The sequence below is a fragment of the Parviterribacter kavangonensis genome (assembly GCF_056863335.1).
Map to the genome: position 1 here is coordinate 451548 of NZ_JBXPJA010000003.1, position 15595 is coordinate 467142.

A 15595-nucleotide genomic window follows, 5' to 3' on the forward strand; every position below is an offset into this window, starting at 1 on the left:
GCTCATCGGCCGTGTCAAGGCACTTCCTCACGGGGACGGAGCTCAATCGCGACGAGCTCGAGACGCTGCTCGATCGGGCGGCGGAGCTCAAGGCCGACCCGCACGCCTGCAGCGCGCTCCGCGGCCGGTCCGTCGCGCTCATCTTCGAGAAGCCCTCGACGCGCACGCGGCTGTCGTTCGAGGCCGGCATCTTCGAGCTCGGCGGCCACCCGGTCGTGCTCAAGTCCGAGGACCTGCAGCTGTCGCGCGGCGAGTCGCTGCGCGACACCGCGCTCGTCCTCAGCCGCCACGTCGCCGCGATCGGCGTGCGCACCGGCCCGGACGCCGACCTCGAGGAGCTCGCCGCCCACAGCGACGTGCCGGTCTTCAACATGCTCACCGCGGGCCACCACCCGGTCCAGGCGCTCGCGGACCTGCAGACGCTGCGCGAGACGTTCGGCCGCCTGGAGGGGCTGAAGCTCGCCTACGTGGGCGACGGCAACAACGTCGCGCGATCGCTCGCGCTCGTCGGCTCGCTCGCCGGCGTCGAGGTCGCGATCGCATCGCCCGAGGGCTACACGCTCGAGGACGGCCTGCCCGCCACGCTGACGACCGACCCCGCCGAGGCGGTCGCGGGCGCCCACGCGATCTACGCCGACGTGTGGGTCTCGATGGGCGACGAGGCGACGGCCGACCAGCGGCGGGCGGACCTCGCGCCGTACCGCATCGACGACGCGCTGCTCGACCGCGCGGCGGACGGAGCGATCGCGCTGCACTGCCTGCCCGCGCATCCCGGCGAGGAGATCACCGCCGAGGTCCTCTACGGCCCGCGCCAGCGGATCTGGGACCAGGCCGAGAACCGGCGCCACGCGCAGAAGGCGCTGCTCGAGCTGCTCGTGGGTGACCCGGGGTGGGTCCAGCCGGTCCGGTAGTACCGTCCCGCTCATGCCGCAGCCGAAGAAGCCCTCGGGTCGGGGCGCGACGACGGCCGACGACGACGACGCCCGCAACGCGCTGATCGCCCTGCGCGATCTGCTGCTCCTCCCGAGCGAGCGGCTGCGGGAGACCGTCGAGGACGCCGTGCGCCGCGGCAGGATCACCCGCAGCGACGCGGAGGAGCTCGTCGACCGCCTCGTCGAGGCGGGCCGCCAGCAGACCGACGACGTGCTCGCCCGGCTCGAGCGGATGGTGCCCGGCGCCGGGCCGGTGACCCGTGCGGTGCGGCAGGTCGACCGAGCCCGCCGGAACGCCGGCAGCCAGGAGCCGGCGCTGCCGATCGAGCTGTACGACGAGCTGACGGCCGCGCAGATCACGTCGCGCCTGGACGACCTCGAGCCGGCCGACCTGCGCGTGCTCGTCGACTACGAGAAGCGCAACGCGAACCGCAAGTCGGTGCTCGCGGCCGCCGAGAAGCGCCTGCGCTGACCCGGCCCGAGCGGCCGGAGGCGGGGCGGCGCGGACGTCGCCCCGCGAACGCGTCCTAGGCGGGCATGCCCTCGTGGACGCCGCTGCGGATGCCCTCGCGCAGCTCGGCGTTGTCCTCGTGGCCGTGCACGGCCACGGCGTGCTGCACGGCGGCCTCGACCAGCTCGTCCTCCGAGTCGGCGGAGATCGCGATCGTGCAGTTCGACTCGCTCGGCATCTCCCGGCAGTCGACGAAGTACCGCATGGTGCCTCCTTGTTGGATGCCAGGCCGACGCTACCGTCGTGGGGTGTCCGCGTCCACCTCACAGGTCCAGCGTCCCGAGCGAGGGCAAGAGCTCGAGCTGACCGTCGACGCGCTCGCGTACGGCGGCAACGGCGTCGCGCGCATGGACGGCTACGTCGTCTTCGTCGGGGGCGCCGTACCCGGCGACCGCGTGCGCGCCGTCGTCACCAAGCGCAAGCGCGCCTACGCCGAGGCGCGGACGCTCGAGGTGCTCACGCCGTCGCCGGACCGGGTGGTGCCGCAGGCGCCCGGCCATCCCGGCGCGTCGTGGCAGGTGCTGCCGTACGAGCGCCAGCTCGAGGTCAAGACCGAGCAGGTCGACGACGCGCTGCGGCGCATCGGCCGCCTCGACGGCTTCGAGCTGGAGCCGATCGTCCCCGCCGACGAGCAGTGGCGCTACCGCAACAAGCTCGAGTACTCGTTCGGCACCGGCGACGACGGCAAGCTCGTGTGCGGGTTCCACAAGCCCGGCTCGTGGGAGGAGATCGTCCACGTCGAGGACGACCTGCTCGCCTCCGAGGCGATCAACGAGCAGCGCCGCCGCATCGTCGACTGGGCCCGCGAGACCGGGCTGACGGCGTACGACCGCCGCGAGCAGCGCGGCTTCCTGCGCAACCTCGTGCTGCGCGAGGGCCGCCGCAGCGGCGACCTCCAGGTCCGGCTCGTGACGAGCGAAGGCGTGCTCGACGGCGAGGACGGCCTCGAGCGGGCGAGCGACGGCGCGGGGCTCTTCTGGACGCGCATCCAGACCGTCGGCGAGACGACGATGGGCGGCGTCACCGAGCACCTCGCCGGGGCGCCGCAGCTGCGCGAGGAGCTGTCGGGCCTCGAGTTCCGGATCTCCCCCGAGGCGTTCTTCCAGACGAACACGACGATGGCCGAGCGGCTGTACGCGATCGCCGGCGAGTACGCCGACCTGAAGGGCTACGAGCGCATCTACGACCTGTACTGCGGCATGGGCACGATCGGGCTGACGCTGGCGCCGCGCGCCGGCGAGGTCTGGGGGCTCGAGGTCGTCGAGGAGGCGATCGCCGACGCGATCAACAACGCGCGGCGCAACGAGGTCGGCAACGCGCGGTTCTTCGCGGGCGACGTGCGGCTCGCGCTGCGCGAGCTGGCCGAGAAGGCCGGCAAGCCCGACGTGGTGGTCGTCGACCCGCCGCGGGCGGGGCTCTCGCAGAAGGTCGTGCGGCGCGTCATCGAGACCGCGCCGAAGCGGATCGTCTACGTCTCCTGCAACCCGACGACGCTCGCGCCGAACGCCGCGCAGCTCGCCGAGGCGGGCTGGGTGCTCAAGCGCGTGCGCCCCGTCGACATGTTCCCGCAGACGCACCACATCGAGTGCGTCGCGGTGCTCGAGCGCGGCTAGGGCGCGCCGGTCCCGAGGGCCTCGCAGAGCGCGCGGCCCTCGTCGTCCTGCTGCTCGGCGATGACGGCGAACAGGCGCAGCGGCTCGACGGACACGAGCAGCAGGCTGACGACGACGTGCACGATCGAGCCGTCGCGCCGGACGTAGGTCTTCTCGTACGGCCGCGCCCGGCCCGTGGCGCGCGCCTCGCCGATCGCGCGGGCGTCGGCGGTCAGCGACTCGGGCCGCGTGAGCCGCATCCACGACAGCTCGCCGGCGTCGAGCTCGGCGCGGGTGAACCCGACCATGTCGAGGTACGGCGTCGTCGAGGCCAGCACGCGGCTGCCGTCGCCGATGACCGCGGCGACCCTGTCCGCCGCCACCGCCTCACGCACCGCCTGCGGGAGGTCGAGCTCGCCGAGCTCGTCGAGGATCCCGGTCACGAGATCGCCCTCCGCTCGATCTCGTCGCCGCGCGCGATCACGACATCGGTCGTCAAGTCCGGCGGGAACAGGCCGTGCTCCACCACGCCGGGGACCGCGGCGAGCCGGGCCGCGAGCTCCGCCGGATCTCCGACGTCGCCGAGGAAGTCCGCGATCAGCCCCCCGTCGGGGCTCGGCGGCGCGTGGCGGAACGCGGCGGTCTTGAGCGCCGCGAGCGTGGCGGGCGCGCCGAAGGCGAGCAGCTCCAGCGGGATCGGCGCGCGGATCTCGTCGACGACCTTCGTGCTGTCGGCGATGACGACGAAGCGGTTCGACGCGGCCGCGACGACCTTCTCGCGCAGGTGCGCCCCGCCGCCGCCCTTGACGATCCACCCGTCGGGCGCGATCTGGTCGGCGCCGTCGACCGCGATGTCCAGCCGCTCGAGCCGGTCGAACGACTCGACCGCCAGCCCGAGCCCGCGCGCCTGGTGCTCGGTCCCCGGCGACGTCGCGACGCAGCGCAGGCCCTCGAGGCCGCGCTCGGCGAGCGCGTCGACGAAGTGCTTCACGGTCGAGCCGGTGCCGAGCCCGACCGTCATCCCATCCTTGACGAGCGCGGCTGCGGCCCGGCCGGCGGCCCGCTTCTCGAGGTCGGGGTCGGCCATCGCCCGCGCACAGTACGCAAAGACGGGGACGTGCCATCCTGCCGCGCCATGCTTGCCGTGACGATCGCCGACGGAGCCCTGACCATCGCCGAGCATCCCGACCCCGAGCCGGGGAACGGCGAGGTGCTCGTCCGCGTCCGCGCCGCCGGCATCAACGGCGCCGACATCCTGCAGCGCAAGGGCGCCTACCCGGCGCCGCCCGGCTCGCCGCAGGACATCCCGGGACTCGAGCTCGCCGGCGAGGTCGCCGCGCTCGGCCCGGGCGCCACGCGCTTCGCGGAGGGCGACCGCGTCATGGGCATCGTCGGAGGCGGAGGGCAGGCCGAGCTCGCGGTGGTCCACGAGCGCCAGCTCATGCCCGTTCCATCGTCGCTGGACTGGCCCGCGGCGGGCGGCACGCCCGAGGTCTTCACGACGGCTCACGACGCCGTCTTCACGCAGTGCGGGCTGAAGCCGGGGGAGCGGCTGCTGGTCCACGGCGCGGCGGGCGGCGTCGGCACGGCGGCGGTGCAGCTCGGCCGCGCGGCGGGCGCGCGCGTCACCGCGACGGTCCGCAACGAGAGCCTGCGCGACGCCGTCGTGGAGCTCGGCGCCGACGAGGTCGTCGACCCCGCAGACTTCGAGGGACTCGGCCCGTTCGATGTCGTGCTCGAGCTGGTCGGCGCCCCGAACGTGCCCGGCGACCTGAAGGTGCTGGAGACCGGCGGGCGGATCGTCGTCATCGGCGTGGGCGCCGGCTTCAAGGCGGAGGTCAACCTGGTCGCGCTCATGGGCAAGCGCGCGTCGCTGCGCGCCTCGACGCTGCGCGCGCGCCCGCTGGAGGAGAAGGCGCAGACCGCACGCCTCATGGAGCAGCAGGTGCTCCCGCTGCTCGAGCGCGGCGCCGTCCGGGTGCCCGTCGCGGCGACCTTCGCGCTGGACGAGGCCGAGGCCGCCTACGACCGCTTCACGAGCGGCGGCAAGCTCGGCAAGATCGTCCTGCTTCCCTGACCGTCAGCCCGGCGGCGCCTCGGCGCCCTGCTCCTCCTCCAGCGGCACGTCCTCCGTGGCGTGGATGGAGCAGAGCGGCGGACTGCCGGAGTCGAGGATGGCGCGCTGCTCGGAGGGGATGAGCGGAGCGCCGCACACCTGACACCGGTCGGGGACCGCGGGATCGACGGTCTTCTCCTCGAGCGACATGCCCAAGAGGTTAGGCGCTTCGCAACAAGCGTGGCAGCCGCCTCGCCCCGGGCGCCAGGAAGGCAACCGCGAGGAAGGGCAGCGCCGGGATCGGCCGGTCCACCGCTACGGCCAGCACGGTCGACAGCGCGAGGCCAGCGACCATGAGCGGGATCGCGACCCGCGGGCGCAGGCCGTAGCGGATGGCCCACGCGGCGAACAGGGCGAGGAACGCGGCGTCGAGGAACCCGAGGCTCGTGATGCTCGCGCCGCCGCCCCAGGCGGGTAGGTCGAACGTGAGGACGTCGACGGGATCGAAGTCCGCGACCTCGTGGTCGGAGCTCGCGAAGACCGACGCGGCGTCGATCCCCGCGACGAGCACCGGCAGCGCGACGACCGCCAGCGGCAGCGCGAACGCGCGTGCGAAGAGCAGGCCGACGGCGGCGGCGAAGATCGCCTCGACCGGGTTCGCGGCGGCGCCGACGTCCTGCCCGGTCAGCGCGGTGGCCAGCAGCGCGGCTCCGATCCCGAGGACCACCAGCCCGGCGACGTCGTGGCGCCACGGCAGCGGCGCGAGCGCGCACACCCCCACCGCGACGGCGCCGAAGAAGGCGGCGAGCATCCGGCCGCCGTCCCCGGACACGCTCGGCAGGTCGTCGATCAGGAGGAAGTACGCCGTCGCCAGCGCGACGGCCAGGCCCGCCGCTAGTACGGGGGCAGATCGGCGTACCACGTCCCGAGCACGCGGAAGGCGGTCCAGAACTCGCGCTTGGCCGCCTCCTCGTCCAGGGCGCCGTCGATGTTCGGGACGAAGAGGGCGTCGATCGAGGGGGTCAGCTGCTGGATCTCGCCGGGCCGCAGCTCCAGCGGCCGCGACAGCGGCACCTGCAGGTCGTTGAGCTCGAAGAGCGCGTCCTCGCCCATGACCACGATGATCTTGGGCTGCACGATCGCGATCTCCTCGAGCACGCGCGCCATGCAGACGGGATCCGCCTGCTCGGTATGGCCCACGGGGCACTTCGCGAAGAGCGTCCCGTAGACGGCGAGCGGATCGATCTGCAGACGGCGCAGCGCCTTCATGAGCGCGGTCCCGGAGCGGCCGTAGAACGCGACGCCCTCCTCGATCTCGCTCATGGTCGGGGCCAGCTTCAGCAGCATCACGTCGGCTCGCGGGTGGCCGGAGCCGAGGACGGGCATCAGGTTGCCGCGGGGGCAGAGCGAGCAGCTCTGGACCTCGCGGGTGAGGGCGTTGAGCTCGCGGATCGCTCGCTCGAGGTACTTCTCGCGGATCTCGTCGTCGGTGGCCGGCATGCGCCCCACCCTGTTCTGCTCCGCGCGGCGCTCTCCCTCCCCGTGCATCACGCCTTGCGCTCGGCCCTCCGGACACGTCGGCGCTTGACCGCCTGCCGAGCGCCGGCCGGCGTGGCCTTCGTCTCGAGGAACTTCAGGGCCTGCACGTACAGCAGGCTCGACGGCTTCGTGATGATCTCCGCCTCGCGCAGCGCCTCGACGAACTCCTCCGGGCCGTCGAAGTCCGGCATCCGCACGCGGACCGAGCCGAGCCCCTGGGCGACGTGGCTGTCGCTGCCGGCGGCGGCGAGGATCCGGTACTTGGCGGCGAAGCGCTCGGCCTCCTCGTTGAAGGAGCCGATCGCCACGCGCGGGTTGTAAATCTCGATCGCGTCGACGTCGTCGATGATCTTCAGCAGGTGCTCGTAGTCGGGGACCGCGTGCATGCGGTCGAACGGGTGCGGCACGTAGACGACGCCGCCCTGGCGTTTGATCTCGGCGACGGTCTCCTCGAGCGTCAGCCCGCGCGGGATCTTCTCCTGGAGGAACAGGCCGATGACCTCGCCCTGGTGGGCGGTCTTGACCTCCTCGCCGATGATGACCTTCACGCCGTACTCGGCGGCCTTCTCCTGCGCCTCGAAGGCGCCGGAGACCTCGTTGTGGTCGGTGACCGCGATCGCGCCGAGGCCCTGGTCGCGCGCGGTTCGCAGCAGCACCTCGACCGGCGTGGCGCAGTCGCCCGAGTGGTCGGTGTGCATGTGCAGGTCGACGTCGATGCGGCGGTTGCCGGCGATCCGCTTACGCACCTCGGCGTTGCCCTCGGTGGGGTGGCGGCGCGCGACGAGGCCGTCGTAGACGTCCTCGAGCTCGCCGGTGACGCGGTCCCAGCTCAGGTCGGCGCGCAGCGGCGCCGCGGCGCCGGCCAAGCGGGCGCGCAGGTCGGCGTCGCCGATCAGCCGGCCGAGCTGGGCGGCCAGCGTCATCGCGTCGTCGGCGGCGTAGAGCAGACCGCGCTCGCCGTCGGCCAGCAGGTCCTCGTAGACCGCAAGCGACGGGGTGAGCGGAACGGCGCCGGACGCCATCGCGCGCAGCACGACGCCGGGAGCCGGGGCGGTGCCGTCCGACGCCGCCACGACGACGTCCGCGCGCGCGAGCACGCCGTCCTCGGCGGCGACGACCCGGATGCGGTCGCGCAGCGCGGGCGGCAGCATCGGATCGCGGCGGCTGACGATCACGGCCTCCCAGTCGAGGCCGCGCTCGAGGCGCCGCAGGCCGCGCAGGAACAGGCGCAGCGCCTGGCGCTCCTCCGTATCGACGAACGCGATGCGGACCGGGCCGTCCTCACGAGCGCCGCGGTCCACGACGTCGGCGCCGGGCGTCAGCACGCGGTACTCGCCGCCGAACGCGCGCTGCATGAGGTCGGCGGTCGCGCCGTAGCTCGCCAGGCGCGCGTCGAGGCGGCCGAAGACGAGCTGGACGACCTTGCGGGCGAGCTGCGTGGAGACGAGCCGCTCGGCCGGCGCGTGGAACGTGCCGACGTTCAGCGCGCGGCTGTTGCGCAGCGCCGCGCTCGCCGCCGACGGCGCGAACGGCTCGTGCACGTGGACGACGTCGAACGGCGTGGTCGTCAGCAGCTCCTCGATCGTGCGGGCGACGTCGAGCGGCAGGCCCGGTGCGCGCGCCCTCGCCGACGTCGGCAGCTCGGGCAGCACCTCGCCGATGGCGAGCACCTCCTGCTCGAGCGCGCGGCCGGCCTTGATGTCGGCGCGCGACGAGCGGATGCGCTCCTGCTCGCGCGAGGGTGCGATGAGGACGACGGTGTGGCCCCGTTCGCGCAGCTGCTCGGTCACGCGGCGGGCGTGGAGGTTGACCTCGTGCGCCGACTCCAGCGCGTACGGCGTGACCTGCGCGATCGTCAGCGGCTCGGGCACGGGAAACGGGAAGTCTAGGCCGAACAAGACGAAGGCCCGCCGGGGGCGGGCCTTCGTACGGACAGCGGTGTCGCGGCGGGCTAGGCCTGCTTCGCGACCGAGGCGGAGTCCTCCTTGACGGCCTCCTTGGCCTTCGTCGCCCGCGCGGCGGCCGACTTCGTCTTGGAGTGCGCCTCGATGAACTCCTCGGTCTTGATGCGCGCCAGGTCGTCCGGGCGCTGGTTCATCGGCGACTTCATGAGGTAGGAGCTCGGGCCGTCGAGCTGGCCGCCGACGCCGTTGTTCAGCGCGAGCTTGCAGCAGCGCACGGCGTCGATGACGATGCCCGCCGAGTTCGGCGAGTCCCACACCTCGAGCTTCATCTCGACGTTGAGCGGCACGTCGCCGAAGGCCTGGCCCTCGACGCGGATGTGCGCCCACTTGCGGTCCGTGAGCCACGGCACGTAGTCCGACGGCCCGATGTAGACGTCGTCCTCGGGCAGCGTGTGGCCCATGATCGACGTGACCGCGTTGGTCTTCGAGATCTTCTTGGACTCCAGGCGCTCGCGCTCGAGCATGTTGAAGAAGTCCATGTTGCCGCCGACGTTCAGCTGCGACGTGCGCAGCATCTTCACGCCGCGGTCGTGGAACAGGCGGGCGAGCGTGCGGTGCACGATCGTCGCGCCGACCTGCGACTTGATGTCGTCGCCGACGATCGGCAGGCCCTTCGCCTTGAACCGGTCGTTCCAGTAGTCCTCGCGGGCAATGAACACCGGGATGCAGTTCACGAAGCCGCAACCGGCCTCGAGGATCTGCTCGACGTACCACTTCGTCGCCTGCTCCGACCCGACCGGGAGGTACGACACGACGACGTCGGTCTGCGTCTCCTGGAGGATCTTGACGATGTCGGCGGTCTTGCCCTCGGCCTTCGTGATCCGCTGCGAGAGGTACTTGCCGAGGCCGTCGTGGGTCATCCCGCGATGGACCTGCACACCGAGCTTCGCCGGGACCTCGGCGAACTTCATCGTGTTGTTCTGGCCGGACCAGATGGCCTCGCCCAGGTCCTTGCCGACCTTCTCGCTGTCGATGTCGAACGCGGCCGTGAACTCGATGTCACGGACGTGGTAGCCGCCGAGATCGGTGTGCATGAGCCCGGGGACGGGCTCGTCCGGGCTGGCGTCCTTGTAGTACTGGACGCCCTGCACGAACGCGCTCGCGCAGTTGCCGACTCCGATGATCGCGACGCGCACCTTGTCGGTCTGGCGCCCGTTCGTGGCGCCGTTCCCGTTGGCGGCGGCCGTGTGTCCGTTGCTGCTGGTCAAGTTGCCTCCTGAAGTTCCGGAGCTTGTTTACCCCGGGTCGACGCCCGCGTTACGCGCGCTGCGGTCAGCTGCCCGCGAGCTGTCGACGAACGAAGAAGATCCGCTGGAAGACCGTCACGATGCTCAGCACGGCCAGCACGTAGACCGCCGGCTCGAGGAGCTCGAAGTCACCAAGTGAAGCACCTTTGGCGAAGAGCAGCCCCACTGAGAGGATCACGACGCGGATGGCCCGCGGCGCGATCCCGACGTCGCCCTTGATGCCGAGCGCCTCCGCGCGAGCGCGCGTGTAGGACACCATCACCGAGCTGAGCACCGCGATCACGGTGGCCGCGACGGCGAAGTCGTTCCCCGCGTCGGAGAACTGCGCGGCGACCGCGGAGAGCACGATCCCCTCGGACGCGCGGTCGAGCGTCGAGTCCAGGAACGCGCCGAACTGCGTGCCCTTGCCGGACATCCGCGAGTAGCGCCCGTCGAGCGTGTCGCAGATCGAGCCGACGATGAAGGCAATGCCGCCGAGGAAGAAGTAGTCCAGGTAGACCAGGACGGCGGCGAGGACGTTCAGCGCCAGGCCGGTGAGCGAGATCGCGTTCGGCGTCAGGCGTGACTCGATGAGCAGGTTGCGGGCCTGCTCGCGACGGGTGGCGTAGGTGCTCAAAGCGTGGCGGGTCGGGGGGCGAACTGCCACGCGGCCGGGCGGGCGCGCCCGAGCTCACGCGCGGCGAGCGCGGAGACCGCAGCCACGGTAGCCCCAAGCACGGCGTCGATGATGAAGTGGTTCGCGGTCGCGACGATCACGAACGTGATGAGGGCCGGGTACGCGCGCCAGAACGCGCGGCCGTAGCGGTTGCGGACCAAGCGGCTGAGCGACCACCCGATCATGAGCGAGAAGGCCACGTGCATCGATGGCACCGCGGCGTACGGGTTGAAGAGCGCGTCGGCCATCGTGCTGTCGGACTTCACGCCGGCGAAGTCGCTGACGCTGTCGAAGAAGCCCCACTCGGGGAAGAAGCGCGGCGGCGCCGTCGGATAGAGGATGTAGCCCACGAGGGCGAGGCCCATCGCGACCATCATCATGTTCCGCACGAAGTAGAAGCTCTCGTTGCGCCAGATGTAGATGAAGAAGAGCGCGCCGAGCGTCACGGACGTCTGCGCGTTGAGGTAGATCCACGACGCGACGTCCGTTATGAAGCCGGAACCGCTGACCCACGCCTGGACGCTCGGCTCCACGAAGACGTGCAGCGTGCGCTCGAGCGAGATGATCCCGCGGCCGTTCTCGAACGCCCGGCTGGCAGCGCCCGGATCGTCCGCGAAGCCGCGCACGATGCTGTAGCCCTGGTAGGCGCACCAGAACAGCGCGACCTGCCGCATCGCGTCCATCGGACCATGCGGTAGGAGGGCGAGGATGCGCTGTGCGCGGACGGGCACAGGGCACGATGTTAACCAGGCGTGCACACGGCTTCGGCGTTCCTAACGAGACCTAACGGATGGCTCGCGGACAGCCGCACCGTCCCGGCCGCGGCGCTCGTCACCTCGGTCCAGCCGCCCGGCGCCTCGCGCACGCACGCGGAACCGTCCCGCCAGAACGGGGTCCAGCGCAGCTTCACGACCGACCGCCCGGGCCGGTCGAACCGCAGCTCCGCGCCGGTCGGCGTGAAGGAGATCAACCGCGCCGCCCCATCCGCGGCCGGCGCCGCGTTCCGCACCGCGAAGACCCGCCAGCGCCCCGGCGTGTCGATCTCCTCGAGGAACGGGAGCCCCTTCGCGACGAGGCGAGCCTCGGCCTCTCCCGACGCGTCCCGCGGGATCCCCAGCGGCAGCGCGACGTAGGCGATCGCGTTCTCGCGGAGCCATCGTTCGTAGCGGGCGGGCGTGAGGGTGCCTTCGTAGAAGAGGCCGTTTCGGTCGCGGTCGACCTGGCGCTCCCAGCCGCGGGCGATCGGGAGGTCGTCGGCGACGTACCGCGTCTCCCAGTGGTTCTGGGTGAAGGGGATCTCGACGCGTCCCGGCGGGCGGTCCTTGAGGAAGTCGGTCAGCGGCCGGTAGAACGACGCCTCCGTCGCCGGGTCGCCGATCGTCCGCAGGGCGTCGCGGGCGGCCGGCTGGAGGATCCAGTAGGCGAGCGGCAGCGCGAGCACGGCGAGCAGGACCTTCCTTCGCGGCCACAGCAGCGCAACGGCGATCGGCGCGATCGCGAGCGCCCCCAGCCGCACCGCGTTCCCCCCGATCGGCGACGGGACGACGAACGCGGCGACGCACAGCACCCCGTACAACACCGCCCCGGTCCGCACCGGTCCCGGCGGAGACGCGATCGCGACCGCCGCCGCGGCGACGACGCACGGCAGGAACGCGCTCACCACGAACGGGAACGTCCCGCCCTCCGGGAACAGCGCGACGAGGAACGCGGTCGGGACCGCCGCTCCGGCGATCAGCGCAAGACCGGCCGCGGCCCCCGGCCGGCTGCGGAGGGCCGGGAGGCGCCCGGCGAGCTCCTCTTCGCCCGCTGGGCGGAGAGGCGTGGCGATCAGCGCGGCTCCCGCCAGCGCGACGAAGAGGGCGGCGACGGGGGAGGCGAAGGCGGTGAGGACGGCGAGGATGGCTGCCAGACCGGGTCCTCTCCGGACCGCGGCGGCGACCGCGGCGATCCCGAGGGCGGCGCCGAGGGTGAAGGGGCCGCGGCCGCTGACGATGCCGGCGAGCAGGGCGGGGAGGGCGCAGAGCGCGGCGGTGCGGCCGCCGAGCCACGACATCGCGGCGGTCGCGGCGACGACGGAGAGCGCGGCGAGGAGGCGGACGCCCAGCAGCGCGGCGAGCGGCGGGTAGAGGACGCTGTAGCCGGGCGTGTGGTGGCCGCCGTACCAGGCGGTGCTGTAGAGCGTGAACCCCTCGCGCGCGAAGAGGTCGGCGCGGAAGGAGGCGGCGGCGAGGTCGGCTGTCGGCGGCGCGAACGCGATGTAGAGGAGGCCGCCGATGACGGCGGCGACGAGCGCTAGCGGAGGCTGGCCAGGTCGACCGCGACGACGTCGAACCGCTCCCCCTGCACGAGCGCGACGCCCGCGCGGCGGTACGCCGGCGACAGCAGCGTCGACCGGTGCGTCGGCGAGCTCATCCACATGCTCACGATCGCAGCCGCCCGGTCGGGCGTGTCCGGCGACAGCATCCCCAGCGTCTCGCCGACCGCCCGCGCACGGACGTACCGGCGCAGCCGCGTCGCCATCGGCGTGCCGTCCTCGGAGTCGTGCTCGAGGTGCGACGACCACTGGACCTCGGCCGCCTTCTCACGCGCCGCGACCGTGAGCGCCGCCGAGGCGCGCAGCGGCCGCACCCCGTTGATCGACCGCAGCGCGTTGATGCGCCGCAGCACCGACCGCTCGACCGGCGACAGCGACGACGAGGTCGCGGAGCGGGGGGCGAAGGAGGCGCCCGGCAGCCACACCTCGGCGCCGGCGGAGGGCGCGGCGATGAAGAAGGCGGCAGCCGCGACGGAGAGCAGCCTCCGGGCGAGTCTCCGGACGGAGACGGCCGGTACGGCCGGGACCGGTGAGAACGCGCAGCGGGGCGCGGCGACGAGCAAGCGGCGCATGGTTCTGGACGAGGTGGGACGCACGGCCCGGGGAGGGCCGCGAGGACGACGAGCGGGGCACCCTAGCGACGGATTCCGACGTGGCCCGGCTCGCACGTGGCATCTTCTCCGCGTGCCCACCCTTCTCCTTGGAGAGGCGCTCGTCGATCTCATCTGCGAGCGCCCTGTGTCAGTGCTCGCTGACGCCGACGCGTTCGTCCCGCACTTCGGCGGGGCGGTCGCCAACGTGGCCGTCACGGCCGCGCGGCGGGGCGCCAAAGTGGAGCTGGCGGGCGGCGCCGGCGACGACGCGTGGGGCGCCTGGCTCCAGGAACGCCTGCAAAGCGAAGGGATCGGGCTCAGCTGGTTCGAGCTGCACCAGGGGCTCGTCACACCGGTCGCGTTCGTCACCGTCGACGAGGGCGGCGAGCCGTCGTACGCGATCTACGGCGACACGATCCAGGCCGTCGTCGAGGCGCTCGGGCCGCGGCTGCTCGACGCGGTGGCGGCGAGCGACGCGCTCTTCCTCACCTCGAACACGATCGTGGGCGAGCGTGAACGCGCCTTGACGTTCTCGGCGCGCGATCGCGCGATCGAGCTCGGCAAGCCGGTTCTGGTCGACCCGAACCTCCGCCTGCACCGCTGGAACGCGCCCGCGGAAGCGGCGTCGGAGGCGCGCGCGCTCGTCAAGGGCGCGTTCCTCTGCAAGTGCAACGCCGAGGAGGCGCGGCTGCTCTCCGGCGAGGAGGACCCGGCCGCGGCGGCGGAGGGGCTCATCGCGATGGGCGCCAAGCACGTCATCGTCACCCGCCCGGACGGCGCGATCCTCCGCGGCGGCGGCCTGCGCGCCGACGTCCCCGCCCAGGTGCTCAAGCCCGTCAGCACCGTCGGCGCCGGCGACGCGTTCATGGGAACGATCCTCGCCGGGCTCGCAGCGACCGGCTTCTACCCGCCGGCGATCGCCGCCGCCATGCGCGACGCCGTCCAGGAAGCGGGCGCGGCGACGCAGCGGTGGGGCGCCGTGGCGTGAGGGGCCGCGTTCGCCGGATCCGCGAGCGCCTGCGCGAGACCTACGGCGTCCCCGTGATGCCACCGCACCGCGCCCCGATCGACGAGCTCATCCTCACCGTCCTCTCCCAGTCGACCAACGACCGCAACCGGGACGTCGCCTTCCTCCGGCTGCGGGAGCGATTCGCGGGCGGGCCCGCCGAAGAGGGCGCGGGGGAGGCCCGCGCGACGGCCTCTCCGGGAGGCGTCGACTGGGAGGCCGTGCGGGCGGCGCCGACCGAGGAGATCGAGGAGGCGATCCAGCCGGGCGGGCTGCACCGACAGAAGTCGGTGCGCATCAAGCAGATCCTCGAGGCGATCGGGGATCCGCTCTCGCTGGACGATCTCGAGCAGCTGCCGGTGCCGGAGGCGCAGCAGCGGCTGACCGCGCTGCCCGGCGTGGGCCGGAAGACGGCGGCGTGCGTGCTGCTGTTCAGCTTCGGGATGCGCGACGTGCCGGTCGACACGCACGTCTCCCGCGTCGGCGAGCGCCTCGGCCTGTTCCCGGAGACGAAGAGCTTCGACCGCCTGCACGACGCGATGCTCGCGCTGACGCCGCGCGGCGCCGAGCTCGAGCTGCACGTCAACCTCCTGCGCCACGGCCGCCGCACCTGCCACTCGCAGCGGCCGGCGTGCGAACGCTGCGAGCTGCGCCGCCTGTGCCCGAGCCGCCGCGCGTAGCCACGAAGGTCTGGGACCTCGAGCTCACCGAGCTCGCACCGGCCAAGCCGCTCCCGCCGTCCGCCCGCGCGGAGCACGCCGCCGTCCCGTTCGGGCCGCTCAACCGCTGGTTCTACGAGGAGATCGGCGCGGACTTCCACTGGATCGACCGGCTGCGCTGGAGCGCGAACCGCTGGCAGGCCTACGCCGACTCGGTCGAGACGTGGCTCCTCCACGAGGACGGGACGCCCGCGGGCTACGCCGAGCTGCGCGGGCACGGCCCCTTCGCCGCGATCGAGATGTACGGGCTGCTCGCCCCGTTCCGCGGGCGCGGCCTGGGCGGCGCCTTCCTGGCCGTGATCACCGCGCGGGCGCTCGCGCTCGCCCCGCTCGTGAAGGTCAACACTTGCGACCTCGACGGGCCGCACGCGCTCGCCAACTACCAGCGCCGGGGCTTCCGGGTCGTGCGGGAGACGATCGAGTCACGCGGCCTGGTGGACCGCTGAAGATCTACTACACTCTGGCTC

18 protein-coding genes are annotated in these 15595 nt (G+C 72.8%); 7 read left to right on the forward strand and 11 right to left on the reverse strand.

Annotation, left to right across the window (positions count from 1 at the left end; all coding sequences use genetic code 11):
* Positions 1–11: 11 nt before the first annotated feature.
* Both argF and AC1UE4_RS22080 read left to right on the forward strand, forming a co-directional pair.
* On the forward strand, positions 12–911 hold the full coding sequence (argF, locus tag AC1UE4_RS22075) for an ornithine carbamoyltransferase (protein ID WP_482919488.1): 900 nt from the start codon (positions 12–14) through the stop codon (positions 909–911).
* Positions 912–924: 13 nt separating this feature from the next.
* Positions 925–1404 (forward strand): hypothetical protein, encoded by a 480-nt coding sequence (locus AC1UE4_RS22080; RefSeq protein WP_482919489.1) that lies wholly within the window; start codon positions 925–927, stop codon positions 1402–1404.
* A gap of 55 nt (positions 1405–1459) precedes the next feature.
* On the opposite strand, the gene AC1UE4_RS22085 is transcribed toward AC1UE4_RS22080, so the two are convergent.
* Complete coding sequence (locus AC1UE4_RS22085) at positions 1460–1648, reverse strand: DUF1059 domain-containing protein (protein ID WP_482919490.1); 189 nt, start codon at positions 1646–1648, stop codon at positions 1460–1462.
* Between the two features lie 43 nt (positions 1649–1691).
* On the opposite strand from AC1UE4_RS22085, the gene rlmD reads away from it, so the two are divergent.
* Positions 1692–3056 (forward strand): 23S rRNA (uracil(1939)-C(5))-methyltransferase RlmD, encoded by a 1365-nt coding sequence (rlmD, locus tag AC1UE4_RS22090; protein ID WP_482919491.1) that lies wholly within the window; start codon positions 1692–1694, stop codon positions 3054–3056.
* On the opposite strand, the gene AC1UE4_RS22095 is transcribed toward rlmD, so the two are convergent.
* Together AC1UE4_RS22095 and rpiA are read right to left on the reverse strand one after the other, a co-directional pair.
* On the reverse strand, positions 3053–3478 hold the full coding sequence (locus tag AC1UE4_RS22095; protein ID WP_482919492.1) for a hypothetical protein: 426 nt from the start codon (positions 3476–3478) through the stop codon (positions 3053–3055). The two genes, rlmD and AC1UE4_RS22095, sit on opposite strands and share 4 nt — an antisense overlap.
* Complete coding sequence (gene rpiA / locus AC1UE4_RS22100; protein ID WP_482919493.1) at positions 3475–4122, reverse strand: ribose 5-phosphate isomerase A; 648 nt, start codon at positions 4120–4122, stop codon at positions 3475–3477. Before rpiA ends, AC1UE4_RS22095 begins: the two co-directional genes overlap by 4 nt.
* A 48-nt stretch (positions 4123–4170) precedes the next feature.
* On the opposite strand from rpiA, the gene AC1UE4_RS22105 reads away from it, so the two are divergent.
* Positions 4171–5112: an NAD(P)H-quinone oxidoreductase gene (locus AC1UE4_RS22105; RefSeq protein ID WP_482919494.1), complete on the forward strand. Its 942-nt coding sequence runs from the start codon at positions 4171–4173 to the stop codon at positions 5110–5112.
* 3 nt (positions 5113–5115) lie between these two features.
* Here AC1UE4_RS22105 and AC1UE4_RS22110 read toward each other — a convergent pair whose 3' ends face one another.
* From AC1UE4_RS22110 to AC1UE4_RS22145, 8 genes are all read right to left on the reverse strand, one after another.
* Positions 5116–5301: a hypothetical protein gene (locus AC1UE4_RS22110; RefSeq protein WP_482919495.1), complete on the reverse strand. Its 186-nt coding sequence runs from the start codon at positions 5299–5301 to the stop codon at positions 5116–5118.
* 10 nt (positions 5302–5311) lie between these two features.
* Positions 5312–6013 carry a hypothetical protein gene (locus AC1UE4_RS22115; protein ID WP_482919496.1) on the reverse strand — a complete coding sequence of 234 codons (702 nt, stop codon included), beginning with the start codon at positions 6011–6013 and terminating at the stop codon, positions 5312–5314.
* On the reverse strand, positions 5986–6591 hold the full coding sequence (locus AC1UE4_RS22120) for a uracil-DNA glycosylase family protein (RefSeq protein ID WP_482919497.1): 606 nt from the start codon (positions 6589–6591) through the stop codon (positions 5986–5988). Before AC1UE4_RS22120 ends, AC1UE4_RS22115 begins: the two co-directional genes overlap by 28 nt.
* A gap of 47 nt (positions 6592–6638) precedes the next feature.
* On the reverse strand, positions 6639–8501 hold the full coding sequence (locus tag AC1UE4_RS22125; RefSeq protein WP_482919498.1) for a CehA/McbA family metallohydrolase: 1863 nt from the start codon (positions 8499–8501) through the stop codon (positions 6639–6641).
* An 80-nt stretch (positions 8502–8581) separates the two neighbouring features.
* On the reverse strand, positions 8582–9730 hold the full coding sequence (locus tag AC1UE4_RS22130) for an inositol-3-phosphate synthase (RefSeq protein WP_482919807.1): 1149 nt from the start codon (positions 9728–9730) through the stop codon (positions 8582–8584).
* A gap of 136 nt (positions 9731–9866) precedes the next feature.
* The gene (locus AC1UE4_RS22135; protein ID WP_482919499.1) at positions 9867–10457 is read right to left on the reverse strand and encodes a CDP-alcohol phosphatidyltransferase family protein; all 591 of its coding nucleotides are present in this window, start codon (positions 10455–10457) and stop codon (positions 9867–9869) included.
* Entirely contained in the window at positions 10454–11179 is a 726-nt protein-coding gene (locus tag AC1UE4_RS22140; RefSeq protein ID WP_482919500.1) for a phosphatase PAP2 family protein, read from the reverse strand. The genes AC1UE4_RS22135 and AC1UE4_RS22140 overlap by 4 nt, the downstream gene beginning before the upstream one ends.
* Before the next feature lie 1609 nt (positions 11180–12788).
* The gene (locus AC1UE4_RS22145) at positions 12789–13382 is read right to left on the reverse strand and encodes a CAP domain-containing protein (protein WP_482919501.1); all 594 of its coding nucleotides are present in this window, start codon (positions 13380–13382) and stop codon (positions 12789–12791) included.
* Positions 13383–13494: 112 nt separating this feature from the next.
* Between AC1UE4_RS22145 and AC1UE4_RS22150 the strand changes: the two genes are divergently transcribed.
* Genes AC1UE4_RS22150 through AC1UE4_RS22160 form a run of 3 tightly spaced genes read left to right on the forward strand, consistent with a single transcriptional unit; the run spans position 13495 to position 15574 of the window.
* Positions 13495–14391 carry a carbohydrate kinase family protein gene (locus AC1UE4_RS22150; protein WP_482919502.1) on the forward strand — a complete coding sequence of 299 codons (897 nt, stop codon included), beginning with the start codon at positions 13495–13497 and terminating at the stop codon, positions 14389–14391.
* Positions 14388–15089 (forward strand): endonuclease III domain-containing protein, encoded by a 702-nt coding sequence (locus AC1UE4_RS22155; protein ID WP_482919503.1) that lies wholly within the window; start codon positions 14388–14390, stop codon positions 15087–15089. The genes AC1UE4_RS22150 and AC1UE4_RS22155 overlap by 4 nt, the downstream gene beginning before the upstream one ends.
* Positions 15068–15574 (forward strand): GNAT family N-acetyltransferase, encoded by a 507-nt coding sequence (locus AC1UE4_RS22160; RefSeq protein ID WP_482919504.1) that lies wholly within the window; start codon positions 15068–15070, stop codon positions 15572–15574. Before AC1UE4_RS22155 ends, AC1UE4_RS22160 begins: the two co-directional genes overlap by 22 nt.
* Positions 15575–15595 lie beyond the last annotated feature (21 nt).

Excerpts from the sequence above, each read along its gene's own strand:
- AC1UE4_RS22120 (WP_482919497.1), bottom strand. The coding sequence starts at position 6,591 with ATGCCGGCCACCGACGACGAGATCCGCGAGAAGTACCTCGAGCGAGCG.
- AC1UE4_RS22145 (WP_482919501.1), bottom strand. The coding sequence starts at position 13,382 with ATGCGCCGCTTGCTCGTCGCCGCGCCCCGCTGCGCGTTCTCACCGGTC.
- AC1UE4_RS22140 (WP_482919500.1), bottom strand. The coding sequence starts at position 11,179 with ATGGACGCGATGCGGCAGGTCGCGCTGTTCTGGTGCGCCTACCAGGGC.
- AC1UE4_RS22085 (WP_482919490.1), bottom strand. The coding sequence starts at position 1,648 with ATGCGGTACTTCGTCGACTGCCGGGAGATGCCGAGCGAGTCGAACTGC.
- AC1UE4_RS22110 (WP_482919495.1), bottom strand. The coding sequence starts at position 5,301 with ATGTCGCTCGAGGAGAAGACCGTCGATCCCGCGGTCCCCGACCGGTGT.
- rpiA (WP_482919493.1), bottom strand. The coding sequence starts at position 4,122 with ATGGCCGACCCCGACCTCGAGAAGCGGGCCGCCGGCCGGGCCGCAGCC.
- AC1UE4_RS22105 (WP_482919494.1), top strand. The coding sequence starts at position 4,171 with ATGCTTGCCGTGACGATCGCCGACGGAGCCCTGACCATCGCCGAGCAT.
- AC1UE4_RS22080 (WP_482919489.1), top strand. The coding sequence starts at position 925 with ATGCCGCAGCCGAAGAAGCCCTCGGGTCGGGGCGCGACGACGGCCGAC.